The organism is Bradyrhizobium sp. 2TAF24 (assembly GCF_052115025.1).
In the GTDB taxonomy this organism is placed as follows: Bacteria; Pseudomonadota; Alphaproteobacteria; order Rhizobiales; family Xanthobacteraceae; genus Bradyrhizobium_A.
In genome coordinates this window covers 76,790-102,571 of record NZ_JBFRFW010000003.1, presented here as the reverse complement: position 1 = coordinate 102,571, position 25,782 = coordinate 76,790, and the positions used below count along the sequence as shown (strand labels likewise).

General features: G+C 67.2%; 22 protein-coding genes. 16 read left to right on the top strand and 6 right to left on the bottom strand.

The window, feature by feature from the left end; genetic code table 11:
• The first annotated feature begins 140 nt into the window (after positions 1–140).
• From AB4Z37_RS06380 to AB4Z37_RS06360, 5 genes are all read left to right on the top strand, one after another.
• Positions 141–410, top strand: a complete 270-nt coding sequence (locus AB4Z37_RS06380; RefSeq protein WP_441515860.1) for a helix-turn-helix domain-containing protein — start codon at positions 141–143, stop codon at positions 408–410.
• 60 nt (positions 411–470) lie between these two features.
• Positions 471–2,222 carry a SulP family inorganic anion transporter gene (locus tag AB4Z37_RS06375; RefSeq protein ID WP_441515859.1) on the top strand — a complete coding sequence of 584 codons (1,752 nt, stop codon included), beginning with the start codon at positions 471–473 and terminating at the stop codon, positions 2,220–2,222.
• Positions 2,223–2,361: 139 nt separating this feature from the next.
• Complete coding sequence (locus AB4Z37_RS06370; RefSeq protein WP_441515858.1) at positions 2,362–2,793, top strand: GlcG/HbpS family heme-binding protein; 432 nt, start codon at positions 2,362–2,364, stop codon at positions 2,791–2,793.
• Between the two features lie 39 nt (positions 2,794–2,832).
• Positions 2,833–3,666, top strand: a complete 834-nt coding sequence (locus AB4Z37_RS06365; RefSeq protein ID WP_441515857.1) for a shikimate dehydrogenase — start codon at positions 2,833–2,835, stop codon at positions 3,664–3,666.
• Positions 3,667–3,804: 138 nt separating this feature from the next.
• On the top strand, positions 3,805–4,425 hold the full coding sequence (locus AB4Z37_RS06360; RefSeq protein ID WP_441515856.1) for a hypothetical protein: 621 nt from the start codon (positions 3,805–3,807) through the stop codon (positions 4,423–4,425).
• Between the two features lie 179 nt (positions 4,426–4,604).
• Here the strand turns inward: AB4Z37_RS06360 and AB4Z37_RS06355 are convergent, their stop codons facing one another.
• Complete coding sequence (locus AB4Z37_RS06355) at positions 4,605–5,747, bottom strand: alpha-hydroxy acid oxidase (RefSeq protein ID WP_441515855.1); 1,143 nt, start codon at positions 5,745–5,747, stop codon at positions 4,605–4,607.
• Between the two features lie 101 nt (positions 5,748–5,848).
• On the opposite strand from AB4Z37_RS06355, the gene AB4Z37_RS06350 reads away from it, so the two are divergent.
• The 8 genes from AB4Z37_RS06350 (at position 5,849) to serA (ending at position 15,220) form a co-directional block, all read left to right on the top strand.
• Positions 5,849–6,049, top strand: coding sequence for a hypothetical protein (locus AB4Z37_RS06350; protein WP_441515854.1), 201 nt, complete (start codon positions 5,849–5,851; stop codon positions 6,047–6,049).
• A 356-nt stretch (positions 6,050–6,405) separates the two neighbouring features.
• Positions 6,406–7,752 carry a phosphoglucosamine mutase gene (glmM, locus tag AB4Z37_RS06345; protein WP_441515853.1) on the top strand — a complete coding sequence of 449 codons (1,347 nt, stop codon included), beginning with the start codon at positions 6,406–6,408 and terminating at the stop codon, positions 7,750–7,752.
• A gap of 249 nt (positions 7,753–8,001) precedes the next feature.
• The gene (locus AB4Z37_RS06340; protein WP_441515852.1) at positions 8,002–9,249 is read left to right on the top strand and encodes an MFS transporter; all 1,248 of its coding nucleotides are present in this window, start codon (positions 8,002–8,004) and stop codon (positions 9,247–9,249) included.
• A gap of 350 nt (positions 9,250–9,599) precedes the next feature.
• Entirely contained in the window at positions 9,600–10,418 is an 819-nt protein-coding gene (locus AB4Z37_RS06335; protein WP_441515851.1) for an outer membrane protein, read from the top strand.
• A gap of 218 nt (positions 10,419–10,636) precedes the next feature.
• Positions 10,637–11,506, top strand: a complete 870-nt coding sequence (locus tag AB4Z37_RS06330; RefSeq protein ID WP_441515850.1) for an outer membrane protein — start codon at positions 10,637–10,639, stop codon at positions 11,504–11,506.
• A 113-nt stretch (positions 11,507–11,619) separates the two neighbouring features.
• Positions 11,620–12,204, top strand: coding sequence for a glutathione S-transferase family protein (locus AB4Z37_RS06325; RefSeq protein ID WP_441515849.1), 585 nt, complete (start codon positions 11,620–11,622; stop codon positions 12,202–12,204).
• A 137-nt stretch (positions 12,205–12,341) separates the two neighbouring features.
• Entirely contained in the window at positions 12,342–13,514 is a 1,173-nt protein-coding gene (locus AB4Z37_RS06320; protein ID WP_441515848.1) for a phosphoserine transaminase, read from the top strand.
• Between the two features lie 119 nt (positions 13,515–13,633).
• Positions 13,634–15,220 (top strand): phosphoglycerate dehydrogenase, encoded by a 1,587-nt coding sequence (serA, locus tag AB4Z37_RS06315; RefSeq protein WP_441515847.1) that lies wholly within the window; start codon positions 13,634–13,636, stop codon positions 15,218–15,220.
• 198 nt (positions 15,221–15,418) lie between these two features.
• Here the strand turns inward: serA and AB4Z37_RS06310 are convergent, their stop codons facing one another.
• The 3 genes from AB4Z37_RS06310 to AB4Z37_RS06300 form a co-directional block, all read right to left on the bottom strand.
• A complete protein-coding gene (locus AB4Z37_RS06310) occupies positions 15,419–16,561 on the bottom strand; it encodes an FUSC family protein (RefSeq protein ID WP_441515846.1) in 1,143 nt (380 codons plus the stop codon).
• Positions 16,562–16,774: 213 nt separating this feature from the next.
• Positions 16,775–17,695, bottom strand: a complete 921-nt coding sequence (locus AB4Z37_RS06305) for a DMT family transporter (protein ID WP_441515845.1) — start codon at positions 17,693–17,695, stop codon at positions 16,775–16,777.
• Between the two features lie 201 nt (positions 17,696–17,896).
• Positions 17,897–19,927, bottom strand: coding sequence for a pyrroloquinoline quinone-dependent dehydrogenase (locus AB4Z37_RS06300; RefSeq protein WP_441516140.1), 2,031 nt, complete (start codon positions 19,925–19,927; stop codon positions 17,897–17,899).
• 428 nt (positions 19,928–20,355) lie between these two features.
• Between AB4Z37_RS06300 and AB4Z37_RS06295 the strand changes: the two genes are divergently transcribed.
• The 3 genes from AB4Z37_RS06295 to AB4Z37_RS06285 all read left to right on the top strand — a co-directional run bounded on the left by AB4Z37_RS06295 (position 20,356) and on the right by AB4Z37_RS06285 (position 23,953).
• Entirely contained in the window at positions 20,356–21,648 is a 1,293-nt protein-coding gene (locus tag AB4Z37_RS06295) for an adenylosuccinate synthase (RefSeq protein WP_441515844.1), read from the top strand.
• A gap of 33 nt (positions 21,649–21,681) precedes the next feature.
• Complete coding sequence (locus tag AB4Z37_RS06290) at positions 21,682–23,262, top strand: hypothetical protein (protein ID WP_441515843.1); 1,581 nt, start codon at positions 21,682–21,684, stop codon at positions 23,260–23,262.
• Between the two features lie 100 nt (positions 23,263–23,362).
• Positions 23,363–23,953, top strand: coding sequence for a formyltransferase family protein (locus AB4Z37_RS06285; RefSeq protein ID WP_441515842.1), 591 nt, complete (start codon positions 23,363–23,365; stop codon positions 23,951–23,953).
• 254 nt (positions 23,954–24,207) lie between these two features.
• Here AB4Z37_RS06285 and AB4Z37_RS06280 read toward each other — a convergent pair whose 3' ends face one another.
• Both AB4Z37_RS06280 and rpoH read right to left on the bottom strand, forming a co-directional pair.
• Entirely contained in the window at positions 24,208–24,549 is a 342-nt protein-coding gene (locus tag AB4Z37_RS06280) for a hypothetical protein (protein WP_441515841.1), read from the bottom strand.
• A 143-nt stretch (positions 24,550–24,692) separates the two neighbouring features.
• Positions 24,693–25,604 (bottom strand): RNA polymerase sigma factor RpoH, encoded by a 912-nt coding sequence (gene rpoH, locus AB4Z37_RS06275; RefSeq protein ID WP_441515840.1) that lies wholly within the window; start codon positions 25,602–25,604, stop codon positions 24,693–24,695.
• Positions 25,605–25,782: the final 178 nt, after the last annotated feature.

The following is a 25,782-nucleotide window of genomic DNA, read 5'->3' as shown; positions in this document are numbered from 1 at the left end:
GCGGTTACGCAATACCAGCAATGAAGGGGCCGCTTGCCGCGGCCCCTTTTTATTTTGACAAAGATCAATCCAGGTGTTTTAGAATGCAATCTAATTACGGTAGTATTGATGTATAAAACATCAATCATCGAGATGTCCGGATGATCACTTCCGCCCAGATGCGCGCCGCCCGAGCCCTGCTTGGCGTCGACCAGCGGCAACTCGCCGAGATGGCCGGCGTGTCGCTGCCGACCATCCAGCGCATGGAGGCGAGCGAGGGCACGGTGCGCGGGGTGATCGATACCCTGACCAAGGTGGTCGAGGCGCTCGACCGGGCCGGGGTCGAGCTGATCGGCGACAATGCCCAGAGCGTCATCGGCGGACGCGGCGTCCGCCTCAAGCAGCCCAAGCCGCCGCCAGATTTGCGCTGACCGACGTCCGGTGGTCGCGCGCCGCCGGGTTCTCCACGCCAGCGGCAGGAAAGGACGATCGTGGCCGCCACAGCTCTGCCTCCCAGCTTCACCGCGTTGTTCACGCCCAAGCTCGTGACTGTGCTGCGCGAGCACTATCGCCTGGCGGACTTTCGCGCCGACCTGATCTCCGGCCTGACGGTGGCGATCGTCGCGCTGCCGCTGTCGATGGCGATCGCGATCGCCTCCGGCGTCAGCCCGGACCGCGGCCTCACCACCGCGATCGTCGGCGGCTTCATCGTGTCGCTGCTCGGCGGCAGCCGGTTTCAGATCGGCGGTCCGGCCGGGGCCTTCATCGTTCTGGTCGCCGCCACCGTGCAGGCCCATGGCATCGACGGCCTGATTCTCGCCACCTTGATCGCCGGTCTCGTGCTGATGGCCGCGGGTCTGCTGCAGCTCGGCACCTTCATCAAGTATATTCCCTATCCGGTGACCGTCGGCTTCACCGCCGGCATTGCCGTCATCATCCTGGCAAGCCAGCTCAAGGACCTGTTCGGCCTGACGCTCGCGGGCGGGGAGCCGGGGCCGCTGTGGCCGAAGCTGCAGGCGCTCGCCGTCGCCTGGCCGACGGTCAGCCCGTCGGCGGTGGCGCTGTCGGGGCTGGCGATCGTCATCATCGCCGGGCTGCGCGCCGTCCGGCCGCAGTGGCCGGGCCTGCTGATCGCGGTGGCGGCGGCGACCATTGTCGCGGTCGTGCTCGATCTGCCGGTCGACACCATCGGCTCGCGGTTCGGCGGCATTCCGCGTGGCCTGCCCGCGCCGCATCTGCCGGCGCTGAGCGTCGCCAAGATCCTCGATGTGCTGCCGTCGGCGCTGTCGTTTGCGCTGCTCGGCAGCATCGAGAGCCTGCTGTCGGCGGTGGTCGCCGACAGCATGACCGGCCGGCGCCATCGCTCCAATTGCGAGCTGGTTGCCCAGGGGGTTGCCAACATCGCCTCCGCGCTGTTCGGCGGCATCTGCGTCACCGGCACCATCGCGCGCACGGCCACCAATGTGCGGTCCGGCGCGCGCGGTCCGGTGTCGGGCATGCTGCATTCGCTGTTCCTGCTGGCATTCATGCTGCTTGCCGCGCCGCTGGCGAGCTACATCCCGCTTGCCGCGCTCGCCGGCGTGCTGGCGACGGTGGCCTGGAACATGACGGAGCGGCACGCGTTCGCGACGCTGTTGCGGGCCTCGCGCGCCGATGCCCTGGTGCTGCTGGTGACCTTCCTGCTCACCGTATTCCGCGACCTGACCGAAGGCATCCTCGCCGGTTTCGGCCTCAGCCTGCTGTTGTTCCTGCACCGCATGGCGCAGACGGTCGATGTCGAGCAGATGCCCTCGCTGCGCGAGGACGATCGCGCCGACACCGCGAACGGCGGCCGTGTGCCCTATGACGCGGCGCTGGCCACCGACCGTGACATCGTGGTGGTGCGCATTTCCGGCGCGTTTTTCTTCGGGGCGACGGCGAGCGTCGCCGCCGCGCTCGACCAGATCGCCGAGCACCCGAAGGCTTATGTGATCGATCTGTCGGCGGTGCCGCTGCTCGATTCCAGCGCGGCCGCGACGCTCAACGGCTTCGTACGCAAGGCGGCACGCTGGCGGGCGCGGGTCTATGTCGCGGGGGCCCGCCCGGCCGTACGGCGGATGCTGTTGCGCCACGGCGTGCGGCAGCCCGAGGTGCGGTTCATGGCGAGCGTGCCGGCCGCGGTCGCACAGGCGCGGGCCGCCATGCAGGCTCCCGGCGCGACCGAGAGCGACGAGCCGGCGCTGCCGCCCGCCGCGGTTGATTGACTCTGCGTAGCCTGCCGTGGTTTGACCGCCGTGTTCGCTTGGAGCCCGCCGGAAACGCAGCGAACCTGCGAGGCGGGACACCGGGAGAGCGGCAGGAGTGCTGCCGTCCGCCCCATTCACATTGAGGAACTGCCCTACCATGTCGCTGACGCTCGCCCAGGCTGCCAAAATCATCGAAGGTGCTTTCATCAAGGCGCGCGATCTCAAGCTGAAACCGGTCGGCGTGGCCGTGCTGGATGCCCGTGGCGTGCTGGTGGCGTTCTCCGGCGAGGACGGCGGCGGCCTGTTTCGCCCCGATATCGCCCGCGCCAAGGCGTATGGCTGCCTCGGCTTCAATTCGGGAGGGCGGCCGCTGTCGGTGCGCGCCGCCAAGCAGCCGGAGTTCGCCGCCGCCATGGCCGAGATCAGTGGCGGCCGGTTCGCTCCGATGCCGGGTGGTGCGCTGGTGCGTGATGCCGCGGGCGCGATCATCGGCGCGGTCGGCATCTCCGGCGATACGTCCGACAACGACGAGGCCTGCACCATCGCTGCCATCGAGTTCGCCGGCCTCAAGGCCGATGCCGGAGTCTGATGCGGGTCTGTGATCCCCGCCGATGAAAGGACCGCTCCGATGAGTGAGGTGCGTGCGGCTTGTCTGATCGGGTGGCCGGCGGCGCATTCGCGCTCGCCGCTCATCCACAAATACTGGTTGAAGACGCTCGGCATCGCCGGTGACTACCGCATCGAGCCGGTGCCGCCCGATGCGGTCGCGGACTTCGTTTCGCATCTCTCCGCGCGCGGCTATGTCGGAGCCAACGTCACCATTCCGCACAAGGAGCGCGTGCTGGCGCTCGCCGAGGCCGACGCGCGCGCCCACGCGGTCGGTGCCGCCAATACGCTGTGGCTCGATCATGGCGTGCTGCGTGCGACCAACACCGATGTCGAAGGCTTTGTCGGCAATCTCGATGCCTGCGCGCCGGGCTGGACGGCGGCGTCCGAGGCGCTGGTGCTCGGCGCCGGCGGCTCGTCGCGGGCCGTGGTGTTCGGCCTGCTCGAGCGCGGCATCACCCGCGTGCATGTCGCCAACCGCACGCTGGCACGGGCGCAGGAGCTGGCCGCGCGTTTCGGCGCGCGGGTCGAGGCCGTGGAATGGTCGGCCGTCGGAGGCTTGATGGGCCGCGTCGGCCTCCTGGTCAACACCACCTCGCTCGGCATGACCCGTCAGCCGCCGCTCGCGGTCGACATCGCGGCACTGCCCGATGACGCGGTGGTCGCAGATCTCGTCTACGCGCCGCTGGTGACGCCGCTGCTCGCCGCCGCCGCAGCGCGGGGCCTCAAGACCGCCGACGGGCTCGGCATGCTGCTCCACCAGGCTGTGCGCGGCTTCTCGCTGTGGTTCGGACAGATGCCACAGGTGACGGCAGAGCTGCGGGCGCTGGTCGAGGCCGATCTCGCGAAAGTCTGAACCGCGTGCGGGCAGACACGTCCGGACACAATGCGGGCGCGGGCGCGCTCACGGCTGCGTGAAGGCGGCGCGTCGCGGGAATAGAGCCGACACGGTGGGGTTGAGGGGAGGCTGACCTCACACCTCACGGATGTCTTCATGCCATCATCACGCGTTCTGCTTTTCGCCACGGCGCTCGGGCTTGCAATGCTGCCGGCGGTTTGCCCGGCACCGGCCCAGCAACCCCAGCCTTCGCGCATTCGTGCCACCATCGACAGCGTCGACGGCAACACGCTGGCGGTCACTGCGCGTGACGGCACTCACCTGACGCTGCGCACGCCGGACAATGTCCAGGTCAGCGGCATCGTCAAGATCGCGCTGTCCGACATCAAGGCCGGCGATTATATCGGCGTCGCCGCCATGCCGCAGGCCGACGGCAGCCAGAAGGCGCTGTCGGTGCACCTGTTTCCGGAAGCGATGCGCGGCACCGCGGAAGGCTTCCGGCCCTGGGACCTGCGGCCCAACAGCACCATGACCAACGCCACCGTCGACCAGACGGTGGAAAGCAATGATGGCCAGCGGCTGACCCTGAAATACAAGGACGGCGAGAAGATCGTCATGGTCACGCCGGAGACGCCGATCGTCACCTATGTGCCGGGTGACCGCGCGGACCTCAAAGCCGGCGCCAAGATCATCGCGCTCGCAACCCGCAACGAGGACGGCAGCCTCACCGCGCCGCGCATCAGCGTCGGCAAGGACGGCCTGACGCCGCCAATGTAAGGGCTGGAGCGCAGATCGTGTCGCAAGCAGGCGGGACGAGCTCACGGGTTGAAGACGAAACGATCGTTCACGTAATCGATCGTCTTGCCCCTGAAGTTCTCGGACTGAGCGCGGCTGACGGCAAAGTACACATCGGGCCGGCGTCGGCCTTGCGCCGACGCCGGGTGTGCATGGCGATGTCAGCCTTCCGCGATCACCTGTGGGCCGATCTCGTCGATGCGGTTGACGCCGCACAGGCCCATGGTGACGCTGAGCTCCTTGGCGATGATGTCGAGCGCCTTGGCGACACCGGCTTCGCCGCCGGCGCCGAGGCCGTAGATATAGGAGCGGCCGATCATGCAGGACCGGGCGCCGCGCGCGATCGCGCGCATCACGTCCTGGCCCGAGCGGATGCCGCCGTCGAACAGCACCTCCATGCGCGAGCCGACGGCGTCCGCGATCTTCGGCAACACCGAGATCGACGACGGCGCGCCGTCGAGCTGGCGGCCGCCATGGTTCGACACCACCAGCGCCTGCGCGCCGGTGCGCACCGCCTCACGGGCGTCCTCGACGTCATGGATGCCCTTGAGGATCAGCTTGCCCGGCCAGATGCTGCGGATCCACTCGACGTCCTTCCAGTTCAGCGACAGGTCGAACTGCGAATTGACCCAGGCCGACACCGAAGCGAGGTCGTCGGCGCCCGGCAGATGGCCGGCGATGTTGCCGAAGTTGCGGCTCTTGCCGCGCAGGATGCCTGACAGCCACGCCGGCTTGCTCATGAAGTCGACGATGTTCTTGAATTTCATCAGTTGCGGCGGCACCGACAGGCCGTTCTTGATGTCGGCGTGGCGCTGTCCCAGCAGCTGCAGGTCGACGGTCAGCACCAGCGCACTGCACTTGGCGGCGATGGCGCGCTCGATCAGCGCCTTGCAGAAGCCGCGGTCGCGCATGACGTAGAGCTGAAACCAGAACGGCTTGTCGACATTGGCGGCGACGTCCTCGATCGAGCAGATCGACATGGTGGACAGCGTGTAGGGGATGCCGGCGGCCTGCGCGGCGCGGCAGGCGTGGATCTCGCCGTCACCGTGCTGCATGCCGGTCGAGCCGACGGGCGCCAGGATCAGCGGCAGGTTGGTCTTGTCGCCGAGCACGGTGGTGGACAGGTCGCGCTGCGAGATGTCGACGAGGATACGCTGGCGAAACTTGATCTTCTGCAGGTCCTCCCGGTTGGCGCGCAGCGTCTCCTCCGCATAGGAGCCGCCGTCGACATAATCGAAGAATGCCTTCGGCACGCGTCGCTTGTGGATCTGCCGCAGGTCCTCGATGCAGGTGATGTCTTTCATGGGAGTTTGCAAAAGCCCTCTTGTTCGCTGGGTCGGCCGCTGGACGCGGGAACGGCAGGGGTCGCTGGACGTTGTCCCATCCAGCAGGCGTGGAGAGCATAATGGCCGATACGGGATCACACGCAAAGCATAACGACGCAGGTAAGCGCGCGGCGCAGGCGCACAAGGCGGCCCTCGACCAGGCACTGGAGGAGGGTCTCGAGGAGACATTCCCGGGCTCCGATCCGGTCAGCGTGGTGCAGCCGGCACCGACCCGCGATGCGGGTCGAAAGGCCGCACCAAAGGCCGCGCCGCCGCACTGATCGTCAGCGGGCTGCGCGCGCAGGCACCGTTCGGCCGGACCGACCGGCCGCGCGACGGAACGTCGATTCGTGGTCAGTGGCGCGGCCCGGCCGGCATTTGCGGGGCTCCGCGCCACGGCGCGACGGTGGCGGTACACCCGGGGCGGATGTCTCAGCGCTGGCCGGCCAGGCAGCTGCCGTGGCGGGGTGTCAATTTTCCATTTGATTTCAAAGCATTGCTGCTGGGATGGCGTTTCCCCCAGTAATGATTCATCATATTTTTTGAAGTCGCCACCGTCTCAAAAGCTTTATAAGCGGGCTCGACATATAGTTTGAGCTCGCCGGTCCAGGGGGATGGACCGCGGAGCGGGGGAGTTATGACTCGCAAATATTTTGGAACCGACGGGATTCGGGGACGCGCCAACGGTGTCATCACGCCGGAGCTCGCCCTGAAGGTCGGGCAGGCCGCCGGCCTCGTGTTTCAGCGCGGCGATCATCGTCATCGTGTCGTGATCGGCAAGGACACCCGTCTGTCCGGTTACATGATCGAGTACGCCATGGTCGCCGGCTTCACCTCGGTCGGCATGGATGTGCTGCTGGTCGGCCCGATGCCGACGCCGGCGGTGGCGATGCTGACGCGCTCGATGCGCGCCGATCTCGGCGTCATGATCTCGGCGTCGCACAACCTGTTCGACGACAACGGCATCAAGCTGTTCGGGCCGGACGGCTACAAGCTGTCCGACGATGTCGAGCTGCAGATCGAGCAGCTGCTGGACGAGAGCATCACCAAGAAGCTCGCCGCCAGCGCCAGCCTCGGCCGTGCCCGCCGCATCGACGGCGTTCATGATCGTTACATCGAATTCGCCAAGCGCACCCTGCCGCGCTCGCTCAGCCTCGATGGCGTGCGCGTCGTGGTCGATTGCGCCCATGGCGCCGCCTACAAGGTGGTGCCGGAGGCGCTTTGGGAGCTGGGGGCCGACGTGATCTCCATCGGCGTCGAGCCCGATGGTTTCAACATCAACAAGGATTGCGGATCGACCTCGCCGGACGCGTTGCGCAACAAGGTGCGCGAGATGCGGGCCGATATCGGCATCGCGCTCGATGGTGACGCCGATCGCCTGATCGTGGTCGACGAGCGCGGCCATGTCGTCGATGGCGACCAGCTGCTCGCCGTGGTGGCGCAGAGCTGGAAGGAGGACGGCCGGTTGTCGAAGCCGGGCATCGTCGCCACGGTGATGTCGAACCTCGGCCTCGAGCGCTATCTTGAAGGCGAGGGGCTGTCGCTGGTGCGTAGTGCGGTCGGCGACCGCTATGTGATCGAGCAGATGCTGGCGCAGGGCTACAATGTCGGCGGCGAGCAGTCCGGCCATATCATCTTGTCCGACTTCAACACCACCGGCGACGGTTTCGTCTCGGCGCTGCAGGTGCTGGCGGTGATCCAGAAGCTCGGGCGTCCGGTGTCGGAGGTCTGCCATCGCTTCGACCCGCTGCCGCAGATCCTCAAGAACGTCCGCTACCGCAGCGGCAAGCCGCTCGACAACGCCGAGGTCAAATCGGCGATCTCGAGCGCGGAGAAGCGGCTGAAGGGCCATGGCCGGCTGCTGGTGCGGTCGTCGGGCACCGAGCCGGTGATCCGGGTGATGGGCGAGGGTGACGACCGCGACGTGGTCGAGGAGGTGGTCGACAGCGTGGTGTCGGCGCTCAGTCAGGCCGCGGCGGCCTGACCTCCCGACGATCCCTTCGACGATCCTTCTACAAGTCCTGCACAATCCCTACACGCCGTCGCTGCAGTCTCCGTTTGCTGCAACGCAGCCATGGTGAAAAGGCGCTGGCTCCCGACGTGCCGGCACCCTAGAAAGGGGCGGGCGATCCGATCGCCCCTCTTCTGCGTCTCGATCAATCTTTGCGCCTGACGTCACCCGCCGCGGCTTCCGCGCGGGCATGGAGGCGTTCCAGCCTGCCGGATCATTGCCGTGAACAAGCCTGTCGTCATCAATGCAGATGCGGTCGCGGTGCCGAGCGTGACGTCGGCGTCTCCGGCGGCCAATGCCGCGGGGCCGGCCTATGTCGTGCTCGGCAGCATCAGCTTCTCGCACTTCCTCAACGACACCATGCAGTCGCTGATCCCGTCGGTGTATCCGATCCTCAAGGACAACTACGCGCTCGATTTCGCCCAGATCGGCCTGATCACGCTGGTGTTCCAGGTCACGGCGTCGCTGCTGCAGCCGGTCGTTGGCATCGTGACCGACAGGAAGCCGATGCCGTTCTCACTCGCGATCGGCATGGGCTTCACCTTCATCGGCCTGCTGCTGATCAGCGTGGCGCATCAGTACGCCGTCATCCTGCTGGCCGCGGCGCTCATCGGTCTGGGATCGGCGGTGTTTCATCCGGAATCGGCTCGCATCGCGCGGCTCGCCTCGGGCGGGCGCTACGGCTTCGCGCAGTCGGTGTTCCAGGTCGGCGGCAATTTCGGCTCGGCGATGGGGCCGGTGCTGGCGGCGCTGATCGTGGTGCCGTTCGGCCAGCCGTCGCTCGCATGGTTCTCGTCGATCGCGTTCCTGGCGATCGTGATCCTGTGGCGGATCGGCCGCTGGTATCAGCCGCGCATCGTGCCGCGCAAGGCCGTGGCGCGCGAGCGCGATCCGCATGCGCCGTCGCCCGCGCGCACCGCGACGGCACTCGCGATCCTGATCGTGCTGGTGTTCTCCAAGTACTTCTACATGGCGAGCATCGGCAGCTATTACACGTTCTATCTCATTCACAAGTTCGGCGTGTCGACGCAGAGCGCGCAGCTCTATCTGTTCCTGTTCCTCGGCGCGGTGGCGGCCGGCACGTTCTTCGGCGGGCCGATCGGCGACCGCATCGGCCGCCGCTACGTCATCTGGGTGTCGATCCTCGGCGCATTGCCGTTCACGCTGCTGCTGCCGCACGCCGGCCTCACGATGAGCGCCGTGCTCAGTGTCATCATCGGCTTCATCATGGCGTCGGCGATGCCGGCGATCATCGTCTATGCCCAGGAGCTGATGCCGCATCGCTTCGGCATGATCTCGGGGCTGTTCTTCGGCTTCGCGTTCGGCGCTGGCGGCATCGGTGCCGCGGTGTTCGGCGAGGTGGCCGATCGCATGGGCATCGATTTCGTCTATTCGATCTGCGCCTATCTGCCCGCGCTTGGCCTGCTCGCGGTGTTCCTGCCCAACCTCCGGCGTGTCTCGCGCGCCTGATGCGTCCGCTCGTGGACGACGAATCGGCCTGTCGAATCCCATGCTCTCGGCAGGTCGCCGCTTGAGTCTCTGATCCGGTGTCGCGTCCGGATCAGAGACTCTCGCTGTCCTGTTCCGGCGCCACGGCAAGGCCGCGCCCCTTCATCGCGTCAACGGATCGTTAAGGGATGGCCGGTGGAACCCGCACCGTCCGCCGCAACATGTTGCCGAAATGCAGGCTCCTCACCGAAAATCAACCTTAATTATTAGGGTTAAGCGCCGCTTAAGCATTTGATGCGATCGTCCCGGCCGTGAGTTTTTTTGTGAGGCCTTTTGCGTCGTCTGCCTCACCGGACGAAAGGGACCGATCCATGCGTCATTTGAAGTATCTGCTTGCCGCGACCGCGGCCTCGTTATTGTCGACTGCGGCGCTGGCTGCCGATCTTCCGATCGCGCCCCCGCCGGCTTATGCCCCGCCGCCGCCCGCCGATTTCGGTGGCTGGTACCTGCGTGGCGACATCGGCATGAGCAATCAGAGCGTGAAGCGGCTGGACACTCCTGGTTACCATGATCCGGGCATCACCGTTCCGCGGACCAACGGTCTCGGCTTCGACAGCGCCGGCATCTACGGCGTCGGCGTCGGCTATCGCTTCAACAACTGGTTCCGCGCCGACCTGACCGGTGAATATCGCGGCAAGGCCAACCTGCACGGCCTCGACATCGTGTCGTTCAACGGCAACGTGATCGGCACCGACGAGTATCACGGCAGCAAGTCGGAATGGCTGTTCCTCGCCAACGCCTATGTCGATCTCGGCACCTGGTGGTGCGTGACGCCGTTCATCGGCGCCGGCGTCGGCATGTCGCGCAACACGATCTCTGGCTTCCAGGACATCAACACGCCGAACCTCAGCGTCGCGTTCGCGCCCGACGCGTCGAAGTGGAGCTTCGCCTGGGCCGCTCACGCCGGTCTCGCCTACAAGGTCACGCCGAGCACGACCATCGAACTCGCCTACCGCTATGTCGATCTCGGCAACGGCAGCACCGGCGCGCTCACCAATTACTTCGGCTTCACCCGTGGCCGGACCATCGAGTTCAAGGACATCACCTCGCAGGACGTCCGTCTCGGCGTTCGCTGGTCGCTCGAGCCGACGCCGGTCTACGCGCCGCCGCCGCTCATCACCAAGGGCTGATCGCTTTCTCCACCACCTTGACGGCGCGGATCGCTTCCGCGCCGTTTTTCTTTTGCGGCTTCACTTTTCGCGGGGCCGCTTTTGCGTGAGCGCTGCGGCACGCGCGGCGAATCGCAGGGCCTGGCCGGCGCTGCGCCGAAATCGGCGTTAAGGCAACGAATGATTAAGGTTAACGCGTGATACTCCGCAGCATCGGTCGTGGTGGTTGGAGTGTATTCATGCGTCGGTGGATGTTGGCAGCGGTAGTGGCCGGAATGGCGCAGGGCGCGCAGGCGGCCGATCTTCCCGATCTCTCCGATCTTCCGATCCTGCGCGGTGGCATCACCGACGGCCTGAGCCATTCGGCCGTCAACTGGCAGGGCGCCTATGTCGGCGGCCAGGTCGGCTACTCCAGCGCCAACATGGATTTCAGCAAGGCGACGTCGTCGCTGACATCCTTCCTGTATCAGAACATCCGTTACGCGAGTACGGTGTCGAACTGGACGTTGCTTGGAAAATCCAGCCCGACGAGCACGAGCTTCGGCGGCTTTGTCGGCTACAACGCGCAGTGGGATGACGTCGTGCTTGGCATCGAAGCCAACTACAGTCGATTGTCCGGTTTGAACGGTTCGGCCACGAATAGTTTGCCGTCCATCAATATTCCACAAGGTTGCACCGCTCCCCCTCCGGCGACGACTGACATTTGCGGTATCCAGCTGAGCGGTACCGCCGCTGCGAAGGTGACTGATGTGCTCACGCTGCGCGGTCGCGCTGGCTGGGCGATTGACAACTTCATGCCTTACATGTTTGCGGGTCTCGCGCTCGGCCGTGCGGATATCACCCGAACCGCGACGACTGTGGAGACCAACGATTACTATAACTCGACCACCGGCAAGTATGTGCAGTCGGATCCGCCGCTCGTTCAGTCGACCACCCAGGGGGGCGGCGGGACATTCGTCTACGGCTACACAGCCGGCCTCGGCCTCGAGGCCATGCTGATCGGCGGTGTGTTCGCCCGTGCTGAGTACGAGTACGTGAAGTTCACGAACATCAAGGACATCAGCATCAATATCAGTACCGTCCGTGCCGGCGTCGGCTACAAGTTCTGAGGCTCCGCCCGCGGCGCGGCAATGCGCGCGCCGCGTGTCGCCTTGATCTGCGTTGACTCTGCCCTATCGCTCTGGTTCGCTGATCGCGTGAGGCGACAGCGAGCGGGGGTGTGATGCAGATCTACGGCGACACCAAGTCCGGCAATTGCCTGAAAGTGAAGTGGGTTTGCGATCATCTCGCACTGCCCTATGACTGGATCGCCGTCGACATCATGACAGGCGAGAGCCGAACGCCCGCTTTCCTCGCCATGAACGGCGCCGGGCAGGTGCCGGTCGTCCGCTTCGATGACGGCCGGACGCTGGCGCAGTCCAACGCCATCATCCGCTACCTCGCCCGCGGCAGCGCGCTGATCCCGTCCGATCCGTTCGATGCGGCGAAGATGGACGAGTGGCTGTTCTGGGAGCAGTACAGCCACGAGCCTTATGTGGCGGTGTGCCGCTTCCAGATGGTGTATCTCGGCCGCAGCCGTGACGAACGCGATCCGGACAAGGTCCGGCGCGGCGAGGCGGCGCTGGCGCGCATGGAAGAGCACCTTCAGAAGCATCGCTTTCTGGCGACGGACGCCGTCTCGCTCGCCGACGTGGCGCTGCTCGCCTACACCCGTGTCGCCCATGAAGGGGGCTTCGATCTCGCCGCCTATCCAGCCGTCCAGCGCTGGATCCGTGAGGCCGAACAGGCGCTTGGCCTCGCCGGCTGAGGCCGGTCCGCACGGCAGGCCTGCCGGGGTTGTGATGGCCTCGCGCCGAAGTTTCTTGACGAAAACCGCCGTTTTTTCTAAAGCCGCCAGCGGGAAACCTCTCCCCACCGAGAGGCAGCTATCTGGAAGGGTAGATCATGACTGCAGCCAAGCCTGCCACGCGGCCCAACATTCCGCATTTTTCCTCCGGCCCCTGCGCCAAGCGCCCCGGCTGGACCCCCGAAGCCCTCAAGGATGCAGCGCTCGGCCGCTCGCACCGCGCCAAGATCGGCAAGACCAAGCTCAAGCTTGCGATCGACCTGACCCGCGAAGTGCTTGAAGTGCCGGCCGACTACAAGATTGGCATCGTGCCGGCGTCCGATACCGGCGCCGTCGAAATGGCGCTGTGGTCGCTGCTCGGCGCCCGCCCGGTCACCACCATCGCCTGGGAATCGTTCGGCGACGGCTGGGTCACCGACATCGTCAAGCAGCTCAAGCTCAAGGACGTCACCAAGCTCAGCGCCGGCTATGGCGAGATTCCGGACCTTTCCAAGGTCGATCCGGCGTCCGACGTCGTGTTCACCTGGAACGGCACCACCTCCGGCGTGCGCGTCGCCAATGCCGACTGGATCAAGGCCGACCGTGAAGGCCTGACCATCTGCGACGCCACTTCGGCGGCGTTCGCCCAACCGCTCGACTGGCCCAAGCTCGACGTCGTCACCTTCTCCTGGCAGAAGGCGCTCGGCGGTGAGGCGGCCCACGGCATGCTGATCCTGTCCCCGCGCGCCGTCGCGCGGCTGGAGAGCTACACCCCGCCGTGGCCGATGCCCAAGATCTTCCGCATGACCAAGGGCGGCAAGCTGATCGACGGTATCTTCGTTGGCGAGACCATCAACACCCCGTCGATGCTGTGCGTCGAGGATTACCTCGATGCGCTGAACTGGTCGAAGTCGGTCGGCGGCCTCAAGGGCCTGATCGGCCGCGCCGACGCCAACACCAGGGTGCTGACCGACTGGGTGGCGAAGACGCCGTGGGTTGATTTCCTGGCGGCTGATCCCGCGATCCGCTCCAACACCTCGGTCTGCCTCAAGGTCGTCGATCCCGCGATCACCGCGCTGCCGGCGGACGCCCAGGCGGCGTTTGCCAAGGCGCTGGTCGGCGCCGTGGAGAAGGAAGGCGCCGGCTACGACCTCGGTCACTACCGCGATGCGCCTCCGGGCCTTCGCATCTGGTGTGGCGCCACGGTCGAGGCGAGCGATGTTGCCGCGCTGACGCACTGGCTCGACTGGGCCTTTGCGGAAGCCAAGGCGGCGCTCGCCAAGGCGGCCTGACCTGCTTTGAGCCCTCCCGCGATCCGGGAGGGCTTTCCGCTTCTGTTGCATTTTTCCTGGTTCACCCGCCGGCCGACGTGGCCGGTCCCTCCCTCCATGGGAGATGAAGGACAACTCAGATGGCACCCAAGGTTCTGATTTCGGACGCCCTGTCGCCCGCCGCCGTGCAGATCTTCAAGGATCGCGGCATCGAGGTCGACTTCCAGCCGGCCCTCGGCAAGGACAAGGACAAGCTCGCCGAGATCATCGGCAATTATGACGGCCTCGCCATTCGCTCGGCGACCAAGGTCACCGCCAAGATGCTGGAGAAGGCCGCGAACCTCAAGGTGATCGGCCGCGCCGGAATCGGCGTCGACAATGTCGAGATCCCCGCGGCGACCGCCAAGGGCATCATCGTGATGAACACGCCGTTCGGCAACTCCATCACCACCGCCGAGCACGCCATCACGCTGATGCTGTCGCTGGCGCGCGAGATCCCGCAGGCCGACGCTTCGACCCAGGCCGGCAAGTGGGAGAAGAACCGCTTCATGGGCGTCGAGATCACCGGCAAGACGCTGGGCGTCATCGGCGCCGGCAACATCGGCTCGATCGTCTGCGATCGCGCCCAGGGCCTCAAGATGAAGGTGGTCGCGTTCGATCCGTTCCTGTCGCAGGAGCGCGCCAGGGACATCGGCGTCGAGAAGGTCGAGCTCGACGAGCTGTTCAGGCGCGCCGACTTCATCACCCTGCATACGCCGCTCACCGACAAGACCCGCAACATCATCGACGCCGGCGCCATCGCCAAGATGAAGAAGGGCGTGCGCATCATCAACTGCGCCCGCGGCGGCCTCGTCGACGAGCAGGCGCTGGTCGATGCGCTCAATGCCAAGCACGTGGCAGGCGCGGCCTTCGACGTGTTCGTCGAGGAGCCGGCCACCAAGAACGTGCTGTTCGGCCATCCCAACGTGATCTGCACCCCGCATCTCGGCGCCTCCACTTCGGAAGCGCAGGAGAACGTCGCGCTGCAGGTCGCCGAGCAGATGTCGGACTACCTGCTGAACGGCGCGATCTCCAATGCCGTGAACTTCCCGTCGATCACGGCCGAGGAAGCGCCGAAGCTGCGTCCCTTCATCGATCTCGCCGAGAAGCTGGGATCGTTCGCCGGCCAGCTCACCGAGACCGGCATCACCAAGGTGCAGATCACCTATGAGGGGCATGTCGCGGAGATGAAGATCAAGGCGCTGACCTCGGCGGCGCTGTCGGGCCTGCTGCGGCCGATGCTCGGCGACGTCAACGTGGTGTCGGCGCCGGTCGTGGCCAAGGAGCGCGGCATGACCGTGGACGAGGTCACCCGTGCCGCGCAGAGTGACTACGAGAGCCTGATCACGGTGACCGTCACCACCGACAAGCAGGAGCGTTCGGTGTCCGGCACGGCCTACCACGACGGCAAGCCGCGCCTCGTCGACATCAAGGGCATCCGCGTCGACGCCGAGTTCAGCAAGTCTATGATCTATGTCACCAACGCGGACAAGCCGGGCTTCATCGGCCAGTTCGCCTCGCTGCTCGGCGATGCCAAGGTCAACATCGCGACCTTCCATCTCGGCCGCAACGCGCCGGGCGGCGACGCCATCGCGCTGGTCGAGATCGACGGCGAAGCGCCGGCCGACGTGCTGACCAAGACGCTGGCACTGCCGCATGTCAAGCAGGCCAAGGCACTGCGCTTCTGAGCCCTGGCGCTGACGGACGATTCGAAGAGCCGCCCCGATCCTTCGGGGCGGCTTTTTGTTTGGTATGACGTATTCGTCATGGCCGCTCGCCGCCCGTCGCGGCGATGACGTCGGCGACAAGGCGGGCGACGCCGGCGATGTCGTTGTCGCTGCCGTCACCTCGTCGGCCGCGCATCGCGCAGCCGCGGCGCCGCGGGTTCAATTTTTCGCGGCGGCGGGGGCGGTGGCCGGCGTCGGGCCCGGCCCCCATTCGGTGACGCAGCGCTCGAGGTCGCGGAAGTTCTGGTGGATCTCATCGAGGGCGAAGCCGAGCGCGAAGAAATGCTCGATGGTCTCCGCCGACAGCGCCCGCGTCAGCCCTTCGCTGCGGACCTTCGAGAGTTCGACCGCATACATTTCCAGCGCGAGCCGCACGTCGTCGAGCGGTGGCGGGTTCTCGCGTGCCGACAACGCCCGCGCGCAGCCGCGCATGTAGGCAGTGTAGGCCTTGCTCACCTGCGACAGCGGCGCCGCCAGGCGCGACGCCAGCACGTCCGGCAGCGGCAGCGCCACCGCGCGGCCCATGATGACGAGGTCATGACGCAGCCGCAGCAGGGTGCGCAGCAGCGGGCCCGTTTCGGGCTCCGAGGCGAGGCGCGCCGAGCGCTCGTGGCCGGCTTCCGCTGCGACCGCATCGAGGCGGACCAGCGCGGTGCCGATGCCATCCTGGATCTCGTGCAGGGTTTCGACGTCACGGCCGTGGGTGAGGTCGGAGATCAGCTGGCTGAACGCGCTCGCCATCAAGTTGAGCGTGCGCACGGCGGCCTCGATCGCCTGGCGGTGGGCGCTGGACGGGAACACGATCAGCGACACCACGAGCCCGGTGAATGCGCCGAGCGCGACCTCGAGCACGCGGTTGATCGCGGAATCGAGCGGGCTGTGGTGGGTGATGGCCGGCAGCAGCAGCACGATCACGGCAGTGATCGGGGCGACGTTCATGCGGGGATTGAGCGCGGCGATCAGCGCCAGCGGCGCCACCGCCAGCGCCAGCACCGCAAGCAGGGCGATCTCGCTGTCGTGGGGGATCAGCACCGCGATGGCGCCGCCATAGATCGCGCCGCCGAGGGTGCCGATCATGTAGTCGATGGCGGCGCGCAGCGAGCGGCCGACGCTCGCCTGGGTCAGGATCAGCGCGGTCATCACGACCCACAGCGGCAGCGGCATGCCGAGGGCGAGCGCCAGCGCCAGCGCCAGCAGCGCCGAGACGGTGATGCGCAGCGTCAGCACCAGCTGGGCCCGCCGCCGGTTCAGGCGGGTGCGGAGCCAAGCGGCGAGAAGCGCGGGACGGGGAAGAAGCGGCAAGATCCTGGTTCCGATGTGATGCGGCCAAATGCTGGCACAGAGATGCCGCCGGGACCAGATGCTTCGTCATCACCGGGCCGACGCGGAGCGTCGAGACCCGGTGATCCAGCTTGAGACCTTTCCGTTGCGTCTTGAGTCAGCTGGATTGCCGGATCAAGTCCGGCAATGACGCAGTGGGTGTGGCGCCCGCCGCAACCAGATGGGGCAAGCCTGCTACTTGCGCGACGCCATGAAAATGCCGCCCAGCACCAGCGCATAGCCCAGGATGTGGAACAGCTCCAGCCGCTCGCCAAGGAACGCGATCGCCATCACCGAGCCAAACACCGGGATCAGGTGCACGAACGGTGCGGCGCGGTTGGGGCCGATCAGGGCGATGCCGCGGTTGAGGCAGAGGTAGCCGAAGATCGAGGGAAACAGCACCGCATAGCCGAACGACAGCGCGGTGGTCAGGTCGAACGCCGGCAGTTCGCCGCGCGCCAGCTCGGTCGCCATCAGCGGCACCAGCAGCAGCGCGCCGCCGGTTACCGTGCAGGCGAATAGCGATAGCGGATGCATCGGCGGGCGCTTGGGCATCACCGCCGCATAGATGCCGAACACCACGAGGGCGAGCGTCAGCATCAGGTCGCCCTTGTTGAGATGGATGCTGGCGATCGCGGCGAGGTCGCCGTGTAGCAGGATGACGAACACGCCGGTCAGCGAGATCGCGATGCCGAGCGCCTGTGCCAGCGTCAGCCGCACGCCGAACAGCACCAGCGACCACAGCGCCACGAACAGCGGACCCGACGACTGGATCAACAGGCCGTTCAGCGCCTGGGTGTACTGCAGGCCGTAATAGGCGAGCACGTTGTTGCCGGCATAGCCGGTTGCCGACAACAGCAGCAGCATCGGCAGCGAGCGGCGGATCACCGGCCAGTCCCGCCGCAGATGGGGCCAGGCCATCAGCAGCACGACCGGCACCGCGCCGCCCCAGCGCAGGCACGCCAGGGTGAACGGCGGAATGTGGCCGACCACGAAGCGGCCGAGCACGAGATTGCCGGCCCAGAACAGCGAGGTCAGGCTCAGCAGGAGATACGGCTGATTGGCGAGCCGCGCGAGAATGGACGGTGACGGCTGCGGACGAACGACGATGGTCATCGAACAGGTATTTTGGGGGAAAGGTGCGAGTGGACCCCACGCGGGGCGGCCACTCATTCGGCACGCTCCTTGTGTCGCGCAGCTGGCGCGTGATCACAACAGCCAATGCCGGGACCGTCCCATGCCGATTTGCCTGACGCGCGCATGGGCATGCGACGGCGCGATGTGATGCGGCCGAGCGGTGCATCCGCACCGCATGCGTCAGGCGGTGCGTGCACGCCTGCGGCGGCGGACCCATAATGTGATGCCGATCAGCATGACGAGCAGAGCGACGATGCCGGCGGCGCCGGCGCGGAAGCGGCCGCCGGGCCGATCGATGGTGCGCGACCACAGCGACGGCGCTTCGCCAGCGCGCGGCAGGCGGAACGCGACGAGACTGTCGCCGACGGTGGTGCCGGCCTCCGAGTGGCCGCCGGCGGCGATCACCACATACTGCTCGTTGTTCCAGCGATAGGTCATGGGATTGGCGATGCCGGGAACCGGCAGGCGGCCCTGCCACAGCTCGGCGCCGGTGGTGGCGTCGAAGGCGCGCAGATAGGCGTCGAGCGCGCCGGTGAACACGAGGCCGCCCTGTGTCACCAGCACGCCGTTGACCAGCGGTCCGCCGAAATGGAAGGCGATGCCGAGCGGCGCGCGATCCTCGGTGGTGCCGACGGTCGATGTCCAGAGAATCCGGCCGGCCTTGAGATCGACGGCAACCAGTTCGCCCCAGGGCGGCGTGTTGCAGGGCATGCCGAGCGGCGACATCACCAGCGCACGGGTCATGGCGAACGGCGCGCCGCGCTGCGGGCCGAAGTCGTGGCCGGGCGGCGTCTTGAAGTCGGTGGCGGCGGCGCGCGGGATCAGGGTGACGCGATGCACCGCGCGGCTGGTGTTGGCATAGAGGATCTGCTGCACCGGATCGAACGCCACGCCGCCCCAGTTGATGCCGCCGCCGGTCATTGGAAACAGCAGCGTGCCTTGTGTTGACGGCGGCGTGTACAGGCCCTCGTTGCGCGCGCTCGCGAACTGCGCGCGGCAGGACGCCTTGTCCCAGAACGGCAGCAGGCCGAAGGCGTCGTCGGGCGAGATGGTCTGCGGCGCCAGCGCCGGGACATGGGTCGGATAGGGCTGGGTCGGCGACAGCACTTCGCCGTCGGCGCCATGCTGCGGCACCTTGCGCTCCTCCACCGGCCACACCGGCTGGCCGGTGAGACGGTCGAGCACGAACACGAAGCCCTGCTTGGTGCCTTGAATGACGACGTCGCGTTCGCCGTTGCCGGTGTCGATGCGCGCCAGCGTCGGCTGCGCCGGCAGGTCGTAGTCCCAGACGTCGTGATGCACGGTCTGGAACGACCAGACACGTTCGCCGGTCGCGAGCCGCAGCGCCACCACCGAGTTGGCGTGGGCGTTGTCGCCGGGACGCGCGCCGCCCCAGAAATCCGGGCTCGGCGACGATGTCGGCAGGAAGACGAGGCCGTTCGCGGCATCCACCGACATCGGCGCCCAGACATTGGCGGTGCCCGCGGTGATGCCGTCATGCACCAGCGGATCCCATTGCCAGCGCGGGCGGCCGCTGCGCGCGTCGAAGGCGTGCACGGTGCCGCGCGGCCCCTCGACACGGCGGTTGTCGGAAATCGACGAGCCCACCACCACGACGCCGTCACCCACCACCGGCGGCGAGGTGATCTGGAATTCGCCGGGCCATTCCAGCGTGGTGCCGGGATCGAGCTTCGTCTCGCCGTTGTCGCCGAAATCGCTGCAGCGCTTGCCGGTGCGGGCGTCGAGCGCGACGACACGCGCGTCGTTGGTGCCCATGAACAGGCGGTTGGCGCAGGCGGCGTCACGTGGCCTCGTGTCGTCGCGCCAGGCGGCGAGGCCGCGGCAGGTCCAGCGGTTGGCGGGGCGCAGGTCGGTCGGGATGTTGAGATCGAAGCGCCACTTCTGCGCGCCGGTGCCGGGATCGAGCGCGATGACGTCATTGAACGCGGTGCAGAACACGAGGCTGTCCTCGACCAGCAGCGGCGTGACCTCGAGCTTGGTGCGGGCCATCAGCGCCGCCGGCCGGTTGGCGGCGTCGCCGGTGCGGAAGTCGAAGGCCCGGATCAGGTTGCCGACATTGGCCGGCGTAATCTGCGCGAGCGGCGAGAACCGCGTCCCGCCGGCGTCGCCGCCCCAGAATTCCCAGGCGCGGGCCGGGGCCAGTGATGTCGCCGCAATGACGGCAAGCGCGAGCAGGGGGCGAAGGCGCATCATCAAGGTTGTCTCCAGGAGGATGTGGCCTCGACAGGGCGGCCGGTGGAGGGCGCTGCGCACCGATAGCATGGATCTGCGACGGGCGGAGCGTTCGGGGTTCCGCCCAACGTGCCTTCGGAACATTCTGCGAGGCTTGCAGCGGGCCGCGGTGCCCGCCGGGTTGCGGTTCGGCTTTCGGTTCCAGGCCTTCGCCGGAAAACCATGGCCGGCGGTGCAAGGCAGAGTGCGTTCCGCGTCAGGAACACGAGATTTTTCGGGGATATCAATGGTTTGGCTGGTCGCGGCAACACTGGAAAGCGCCCATTTGGCTTGCGTCTGGAGCCTGCTTCCTTTATCCGGTTGATTTGTCTCACATGCGCGCGGCCCCGGCCGCAAGGCGAGGCGTTCACCCTCTTCAGATCAAGGATTTCAGGGGATCCACGCGAATGGCCAATGTTGTCGTCGTCGGCGCTCAGTGGGGCGACGAAGGAAAAGGCAAGATCGTCGACTGGCTGTCGGAGCAGGCTGACATCGTCGTCCGCTTCCAGGGCGGTCACAACGCCGGTCATACGCTCGTGATCGACGGCAACACCTACAAGCTGGCGCTGCTGCCGTCGGGCGTGCTGCGTTCCTCCAAGCTGTCGGTGATCGGCAACGGCGTGGTGTTCGACATCCAGGCCTTCCTCGACGAGGTCGAGCGGCTGCGCGGCCAGGGCGTCGCGGTGTCGCCGGAGAACCTGCGCGTCGCCGAGAACGTCACGCTGATCCTGCCGCTGCACCGCGAGCTCGACGCGCTGCGCGAATCGTCCAACACCGGCACCGCGATCGGCACCACCCGCCGCGGCATCGGCCCGGCCTATGAGGACAAGGCCGGCCGCCGTGCGATTCGCCTGATGGACCTCGCCGACCTGCCGGCGCTGCCGCACAAGATCGATCGCCTGCTGGCGCACCACAACGCGCTGCGCCGCGGCCTCAACATTCCGGAAGTGGACGGCGCTGGGCTGCTCAAGGAGCTCACTGAACTGGCGCCGAAGGTGTTGCCCTACGCCGAGACGGTGTGGAACCTGCTCGACCACAAGCGCCGCGAAGGCAAGCGCATCCTGTTCGAGGGCGCGCAGGGCGCGCTGCTCGACGTCGACCACGGCACCTACCCTTACGTCACCTCGTCCAACACCGTCGCGGCGCAGGCCGCCACCGGCACGGGCCTCGGCCCGGGCGCAGTCGGCTATGTCCTCGGCATCTGCAAGGCCTACACCACCCGTGTCGGCCTCGGCCCGTTCCCGACCGAGCTCACCGACGAGATCGGCGAGGAGATCGGGCGGCGCGGCAAGGAGTTCGGCGTCAACACCGGGCGCAAGCGGCGCTGCGGCTGGTTCGATGCGGTGCTGGTGCGCCAGACCGCGCGCACCTGCGGCATCAACGGCCTCGCGCTGACCAAGCTCGACATCCTCGACGGCTTCGACGAGATCAAGGTCTGCATCGGCTACGAGCTCGACGGCAAGGTGATCGATCACCTGCCGGCCGGCGAGGGCGCGCAGGCGCGCGTCAAGCCGATCTACGAGACCATCGAGGGCTGGAAGGAGCCGACCGCCAACGCGCGCTCTTGGGCGGAGCTGCCGGCGCAGGCGATCAAGTATGTCCGGCGTGTCGAGGAATTGGTCGGCTGTCCGATCGCCTTGCTTTCGACAAGCCCGGAACGCGAAGATACAATCCTGGTGCAGAATCCTTTCGAGGCCTAACCGGGAGCGGTTCGGACCGCAGGCGGGACGTTCATGGCAGATTACTATCCGCTTATCGCGCGCGCGATTGCCGGTCTCGAGCCCGGGGCTCCTGGCGAGGCGCGGCGTGCACTGTATGAACGGGCGCGCGCGGCGCTGATTTCACAGCTGCGCAGCGTCGAGCCGCCGCTGACCGAGAGCGAGATCACGCGCGAGCGCCTGGCGCTGGAAGAGGCCGTGCGCAAGGTCGAGGCGGAGGCCGCGCAGCGGGCCCGCATCGATGTGCCCAAGCCCGATCCGCTGGGACGCGCCCGTCCGGGCGATGCGCTGCGCAGCAGCGTGCGCTCCCGCGCCACCCCGACCAGCGATGCGACGGCCGCCTCGCGCGACCGTCCGGCGCCGCGCAGCGAGCGCACCCCGCTCGGCCATGACGAACCGCGGCCGCCGCGCAACCTGCGGGCCGACGTACCGGTGCCCGCGCCGGCGCCGGAGCAGGCCGACAGCGACCCGCCGCACAGCGAGCCCGCGCGTCCGGTGCCGCCGCCGCCGCCCGTGCCGGCGACCCGCGAGGGTGCGGCACGCGCCACGCCGCCCGGCGTGCGCGGCTTTCGTGATGTCATCGCCGACGCCGACGATCTCGGAGCCGCCGCGGCCCAGGCCAACCGTGCCGCGCGGCGCACCTACGCCAACGTGCCGTCGCCCTCGCCCGAGTTCGACCGCATCGAGCCGAACATGGACAACCGCGTCGATCCGATGGCGGAGGTCCCCTACGATGCGCTGCCTGGCGATGCCGCCTATACGCCGGACCGTTCGCCGGCCGGACGCGGCAAGCCCGCCAAGCTGCCCAAGCCCGCGAAGGTGGCGAAGCCGCCACGGCCGCCGAGCCGTTTCCCGCTGGCGTTCGCCATCGTGCTCGGCCTCGTGCTCACGCTTGCCGGCGTCGGCTTCCTGGTCGGCCCCAAGCTGTGGGGCACGGTCAAGGGCCTGATGAAGTCGCAGCCGGTGGCGGAGGCGCCGAAGGCGCCGGCCTCCGACAGCGGTGCGCGGCCCAAGATCGCCGATCGGGTCGGCCAGCCCGGCTCGCAGATCGCGCCGGTGGCGCAGAAGGTGGTGCTCTACGACGAGGATCCGTCGGATCCGCAGGGCAAGCGCTATGAAGGCACGGTGGTGTGGCGCACCGATCAGGTCGGCGGCACTGGCGGCCAGCCGCAGGATCTCGCGATCCGCGCCGACATCCAGGTGCCGGAGCGCAAGCTCAAGATGAGCATGACGATCCGCCGCAACATGGACACGTCGCTGCCGGCCAGCCATACCGCCGAGCTGACGTTCGCGCTGCCGCCCGACTTTGCCGGCGGCGGGGTCGCCAACGTGCCCGGCATCCTGATGAAGTCCAACGAGCAGACCAAGGGCCTGCCGCTGGCGGGCCTCGCGGTGAAGGTGACCGACGGCTTCTTCCTGGTCGGGCTGTCGAACATCGAGGCCGACAAGTCGCGCAACCTGCAGCTGCTCAAGGAGCGCTCGTGGTTCGATATTCCGCTGGTCTACGTCAATCAGCGCCGCGCCATTCTCGCGGTCGAGAAGGGCGCGCCGGGCGAGCGCGCATTCAACGAGGCGTTCATGGCGTGGGGCCAGTAGCGCGGCCGTTCCGGCGTTTGTTTCAGTGACGTCCGCAACGGGCGGCGCCCGGCACCGAAGATGCGGCCGGCGGGCGTGAGACAGGGGTAGGGGTGAGAGAATGCGGCTGACGCTGGTCGGCTCCCGCCATTTCGGCGTGACCGTGTTCGAGATGCTGCGCCAGCACGGCGTCGGCGTGGCGCGGGTCGTGGTGCATGACGGCGACGACCGCCTCGCGGCGCAGGCGCGGCAGGCGGGTGTCGAGGTGGTGGTGCAGGCCGATCCGAAGCTGGTGGTGCCGGCGGAGATCGCGCCCGGCACCGATATCATCATCACCGCCCACAGCCATGCCCGCGTCAGTCGCGAGGCGATCGCCGCGGCGCGGCTCGGCGCCATCGGCTATCATCCCTCGCTGCTGCCGCGCCATCGCGGCATCGCCGCGGTGGAGTGGACCGTCAAGGAAGGCGATCCGATCGCCGGCGGCACCATCTATCACCTCGCCGACCGCATGGATGCCGGCGCCATCGTGGTGCAGGACTGGTGCTTCGTGAAGAAGGGCGAGACCGCGCGCGAGCTGTGGGAGCGTGCGCTCGCGCCGCTCGGGCTCAAGCTGCTGGCGCAGGCGATCGATCACGCCAAGGCCTTCGGCACGCTGCCGGCAAAACCCCAGGACGAACAGTTCGCCACCAAGGCGCCGGCGCTGCCGCGCTAGAGGTGACTGAGATCCCGGGTGTCGCTGCGCTCACCCGGGTGACGATGCTGCGACTTTACATTTTCTGCGTCATCACCGGGCCGGCGCGTAGCGCCGTGACCCGGTGATCCAGCTTTAGAGACGCACGTTCTGTTGTGAATAAGCTGGATTGCCGGGTCTTCGCCCGGCAATGACGCGGTGGGTGTGTTCTGCGTGAAGATGTTCAACGCCGCCGTGCTGTCCAGCATGAAGCGCCGTGGTGATCGGCATCGCGCTCATACCGTCGCCAGCAGCTCCATCCATTCCATCAGCTGCGTAACCACGGTGTCGCTGTCGGCGTCGCGCGCGGCGGTCGCGGGCTCGTCGTCGAGGGCGCGGCAGCAGGCGTCGACATGGTTCATCAAGGTGAAATCATCAGGCAGCGTCAGCCGGCATGACTGATCGCCGCGGCTGATGGTGTAGTCCCAGTTCGGCGGATCGGCGAGCGCGCGGTCCTTTACAATCGTGAACTGCGACGGCGACACGCCATGGGCGATCAGGCTGCGCTCGATGCGGGCGAGGCGCTGGATGAAGGTGTCGTCGAACGGGCCGACGCTGCTGCGGAGCATGATGGGCATGGACGCCTCCGACGGCTGATCTCTGCCAAGGGTGTCATGTCCATTGGTCGGCCGGCCGCCGGGGCGGGTTCATGCGGAGCATCCGCGGCCAACAAAAAAAGCCGGCGTTGCCGCCGGCTTTTCGTCATTGCCTCGTCGAGGCGTCAGTGCGCGTGGGCGTGCGCCAGCTGCTGGCGGTTCGCTTCCATGCGCGCCATCGCGCTCTTGACCGCCGCCTGCACCTTCTCGAAGGCGCGGACCTCGATCTGCCGCACGCGCTCGCGCGACACGCCGAACTCGGCGGCGAGGTCTTCCAGCGTCATCGGCTCATCGGCGAGGCGGCGTGCCTCGAAGATGCGGCGTTCGCGCGGGTTGAGCACGCCCATGGCGCCGCTGAGCGCGTCGCGGCGATGATCGTACTCCTCGCTCTCCGCCATCACGGCTTCCTGGTTGGGCGAGGTATCGACCAGCCAGTCCTGCCATTCGCCGGGTTCGCCGTCGTCGCGGATCGGCGCGTTGAGCGACGCGTCGCCGCCGAGGCGGCGGTTCATGTCGACGACGTCCTGCTCGGTCACGCCGAGACGCTTGGCGATCGTCTGCACCTGGTCGGGGCGCATATCGCCCTCGTCCAGTGCCGAGATCTTGCTCTTCGCCTTGCGCAGGTTGAAGAACAGCTTCTTCTGGTTGGCGGTGGTACCCATCTTCACGAGCGACCACGACCGCAGGATGTATTCTTGAATGGACGCCTTGATCCACCACATAGCGTAGGTGGCGAGACGGAAACCCTTTTCCGGCTCAAAGCGCTTCACCGCCTGCATCAGGCCGACATTGCCCTCCGAGACGACCTCGGAAATCGGCAAGCCGTAGCCGCGATAGCCCATGGCGATCTTGGCCACGAGGCGCAGGTGGCTGGTGACGAGTTTATGTGCCGCGTCGCGATCGCCATGCTCCCGCCAGCTGCGGGCGAGCATGTACTCCTCCTGCGGTTCCAGCATCGGGAACTTGCGGATCTCGGCGAGGTAATGGGCAAGACCGGATTCTCCACTGAGAACCGGTAAGGTAGCTGCTCGGGCCATTTGTGCGCCCTCCAGTGTTTTCAGACCCCCGATAGCGGCGGGCCAGGCAGGCCTGCTGCTGTGTCAAAGCCAGCAAGCGCTGCGTTGTTCCGCGCTGGGATATCCAACGCAGGTGCACAATACATGAAAGGGGTGGATTAGGGGAAGGATACTGCCCTGTCACGTTGCTGTGACACGG

What these genes read in the sequence shown, in the direction of transcription:
- AB4Z37_RS06380 (WP_441515860.1), top strand. Translation starts at nt 141, where the DNA reads ATGATCACTTCCGCCCAGATGCGCGCCGCCCGAGCCCTGCTTGGCGTC.
- AB4Z37_RS06370 (WP_441515858.1), top strand. Translation starts at nt 2,362, where the DNA reads ATGTCGCTGACGCTCGCCCAGGCTGCCAAAATCATCGAAGGTGCTTTC.
- AB4Z37_RS06365 (WP_441515857.1), top strand. Translation starts at nt 2,833, where the DNA reads ATGAGTGAGGTGCGTGCGGCTTGTCTGATCGGGTGGCCGGCGGCGCAT.
- AB4Z37_RS06360 (WP_441515856.1), top strand. Translation starts at nt 3,805, where the DNA reads ATGCCATCATCACGCGTTCTGCTTTTCGCCACGGCGCTCGGGCTTGCA.
- AB4Z37_RS06355 (WP_441515855.1), bottom strand. Translation starts at nt 5,747, where the DNA reads ATGAAAGACATCACCTGCATCGAGGACCTGCGGCAGATCCACAAGCGA.
- AB4Z37_RS06350 (WP_441515854.1), top strand. Translation starts at nt 5,849, where the DNA reads ATGGCCGATACGGGATCACACGCAAAGCATAACGACGCAGGTAAGCGC.
- glmM (WP_441515853.1), top strand. Translation starts at nt 6,406, where the DNA reads ATGACTCGCAAATATTTTGGAACCGACGGGATTCGGGGACGCGCCAAC.
- AB4Z37_RS06335 (WP_441515851.1), top strand. Translation starts at nt 9,600, where the DNA reads ATGCGTCATTTGAAGTATCTGCTTGCCGCGACCGCGGCCTCGTTATTG.
- AB4Z37_RS06330 (WP_441515850.1), top strand. Translation starts at nt 10,637, where the DNA reads ATGCGTCGGTGGATGTTGGCAGCGGTAGTGGCCGGAATGGCGCAGGGC.
- AB4Z37_RS06325 (WP_441515849.1), top strand. Translation starts at nt 11,620, where the DNA reads ATGCAGATCTACGGCGACACCAAGTCCGGCAATTGCCTGAAAGTGAAG.
- AB4Z37_RS06320 (WP_441515848.1), top strand. Translation starts at nt 12,342, where the DNA reads ATGACTGCAGCCAAGCCTGCCACGCGGCCCAACATTCCGCATTTTTCC.
- serA (WP_441515847.1), top strand. Translation starts at nt 13,634, where the DNA reads ATGGCACCCAAGGTTCTGATTTCGGACGCCCTGTCGCCCGCCGCCGTG.
- AB4Z37_RS06305 (WP_441515845.1), bottom strand. Translation starts at nt 17,695, where the DNA reads ATGACCATCGTCGTTCGTCCGCAGCCGTCACCGTCCATTCTCGCGCGG.
- AB4Z37_RS06300 (WP_441516140.1), bottom strand. Translation starts at nt 19,927, where the DNA reads ATGCGCCTTCGCCCCCTGCTCGCGCTTGCCGTCATTGCGGCGACATCA.
- AB4Z37_RS06295 (WP_441515844.1), top strand. Translation starts at nt 20,356, where the DNA reads ATGGCCAATGTTGTCGTCGTCGGCGCTCAGTGGGGCGACGAAGGAAAA.
- AB4Z37_RS06290 (WP_441515843.1), top strand. Translation starts at nt 21,682, where the DNA reads ATGGCAGATTACTATCCGCTTATCGCGCGCGCGATTGCCGGTCTCGAG.
- AB4Z37_RS06285 (WP_441515842.1), top strand. Translation starts at nt 23,363, where the DNA reads ATGCGGCTGACGCTGGTCGGCTCCCGCCATTTCGGCGTGACCGTGTTC.
- AB4Z37_RS06280 (WP_441515841.1), bottom strand. Translation starts at nt 24,549, where the DNA reads ATGCCCATCATGCTCCGCAGCAGCGTCGGCCCGTTCGACGACACCTTC.
- rpoH (WP_441515840.1), bottom strand. Translation starts at nt 25,604, where the DNA reads ATGGCCCGAGCAGCTACCTTACCGGTTCTCAGTGGAGAATCCGGTCTT.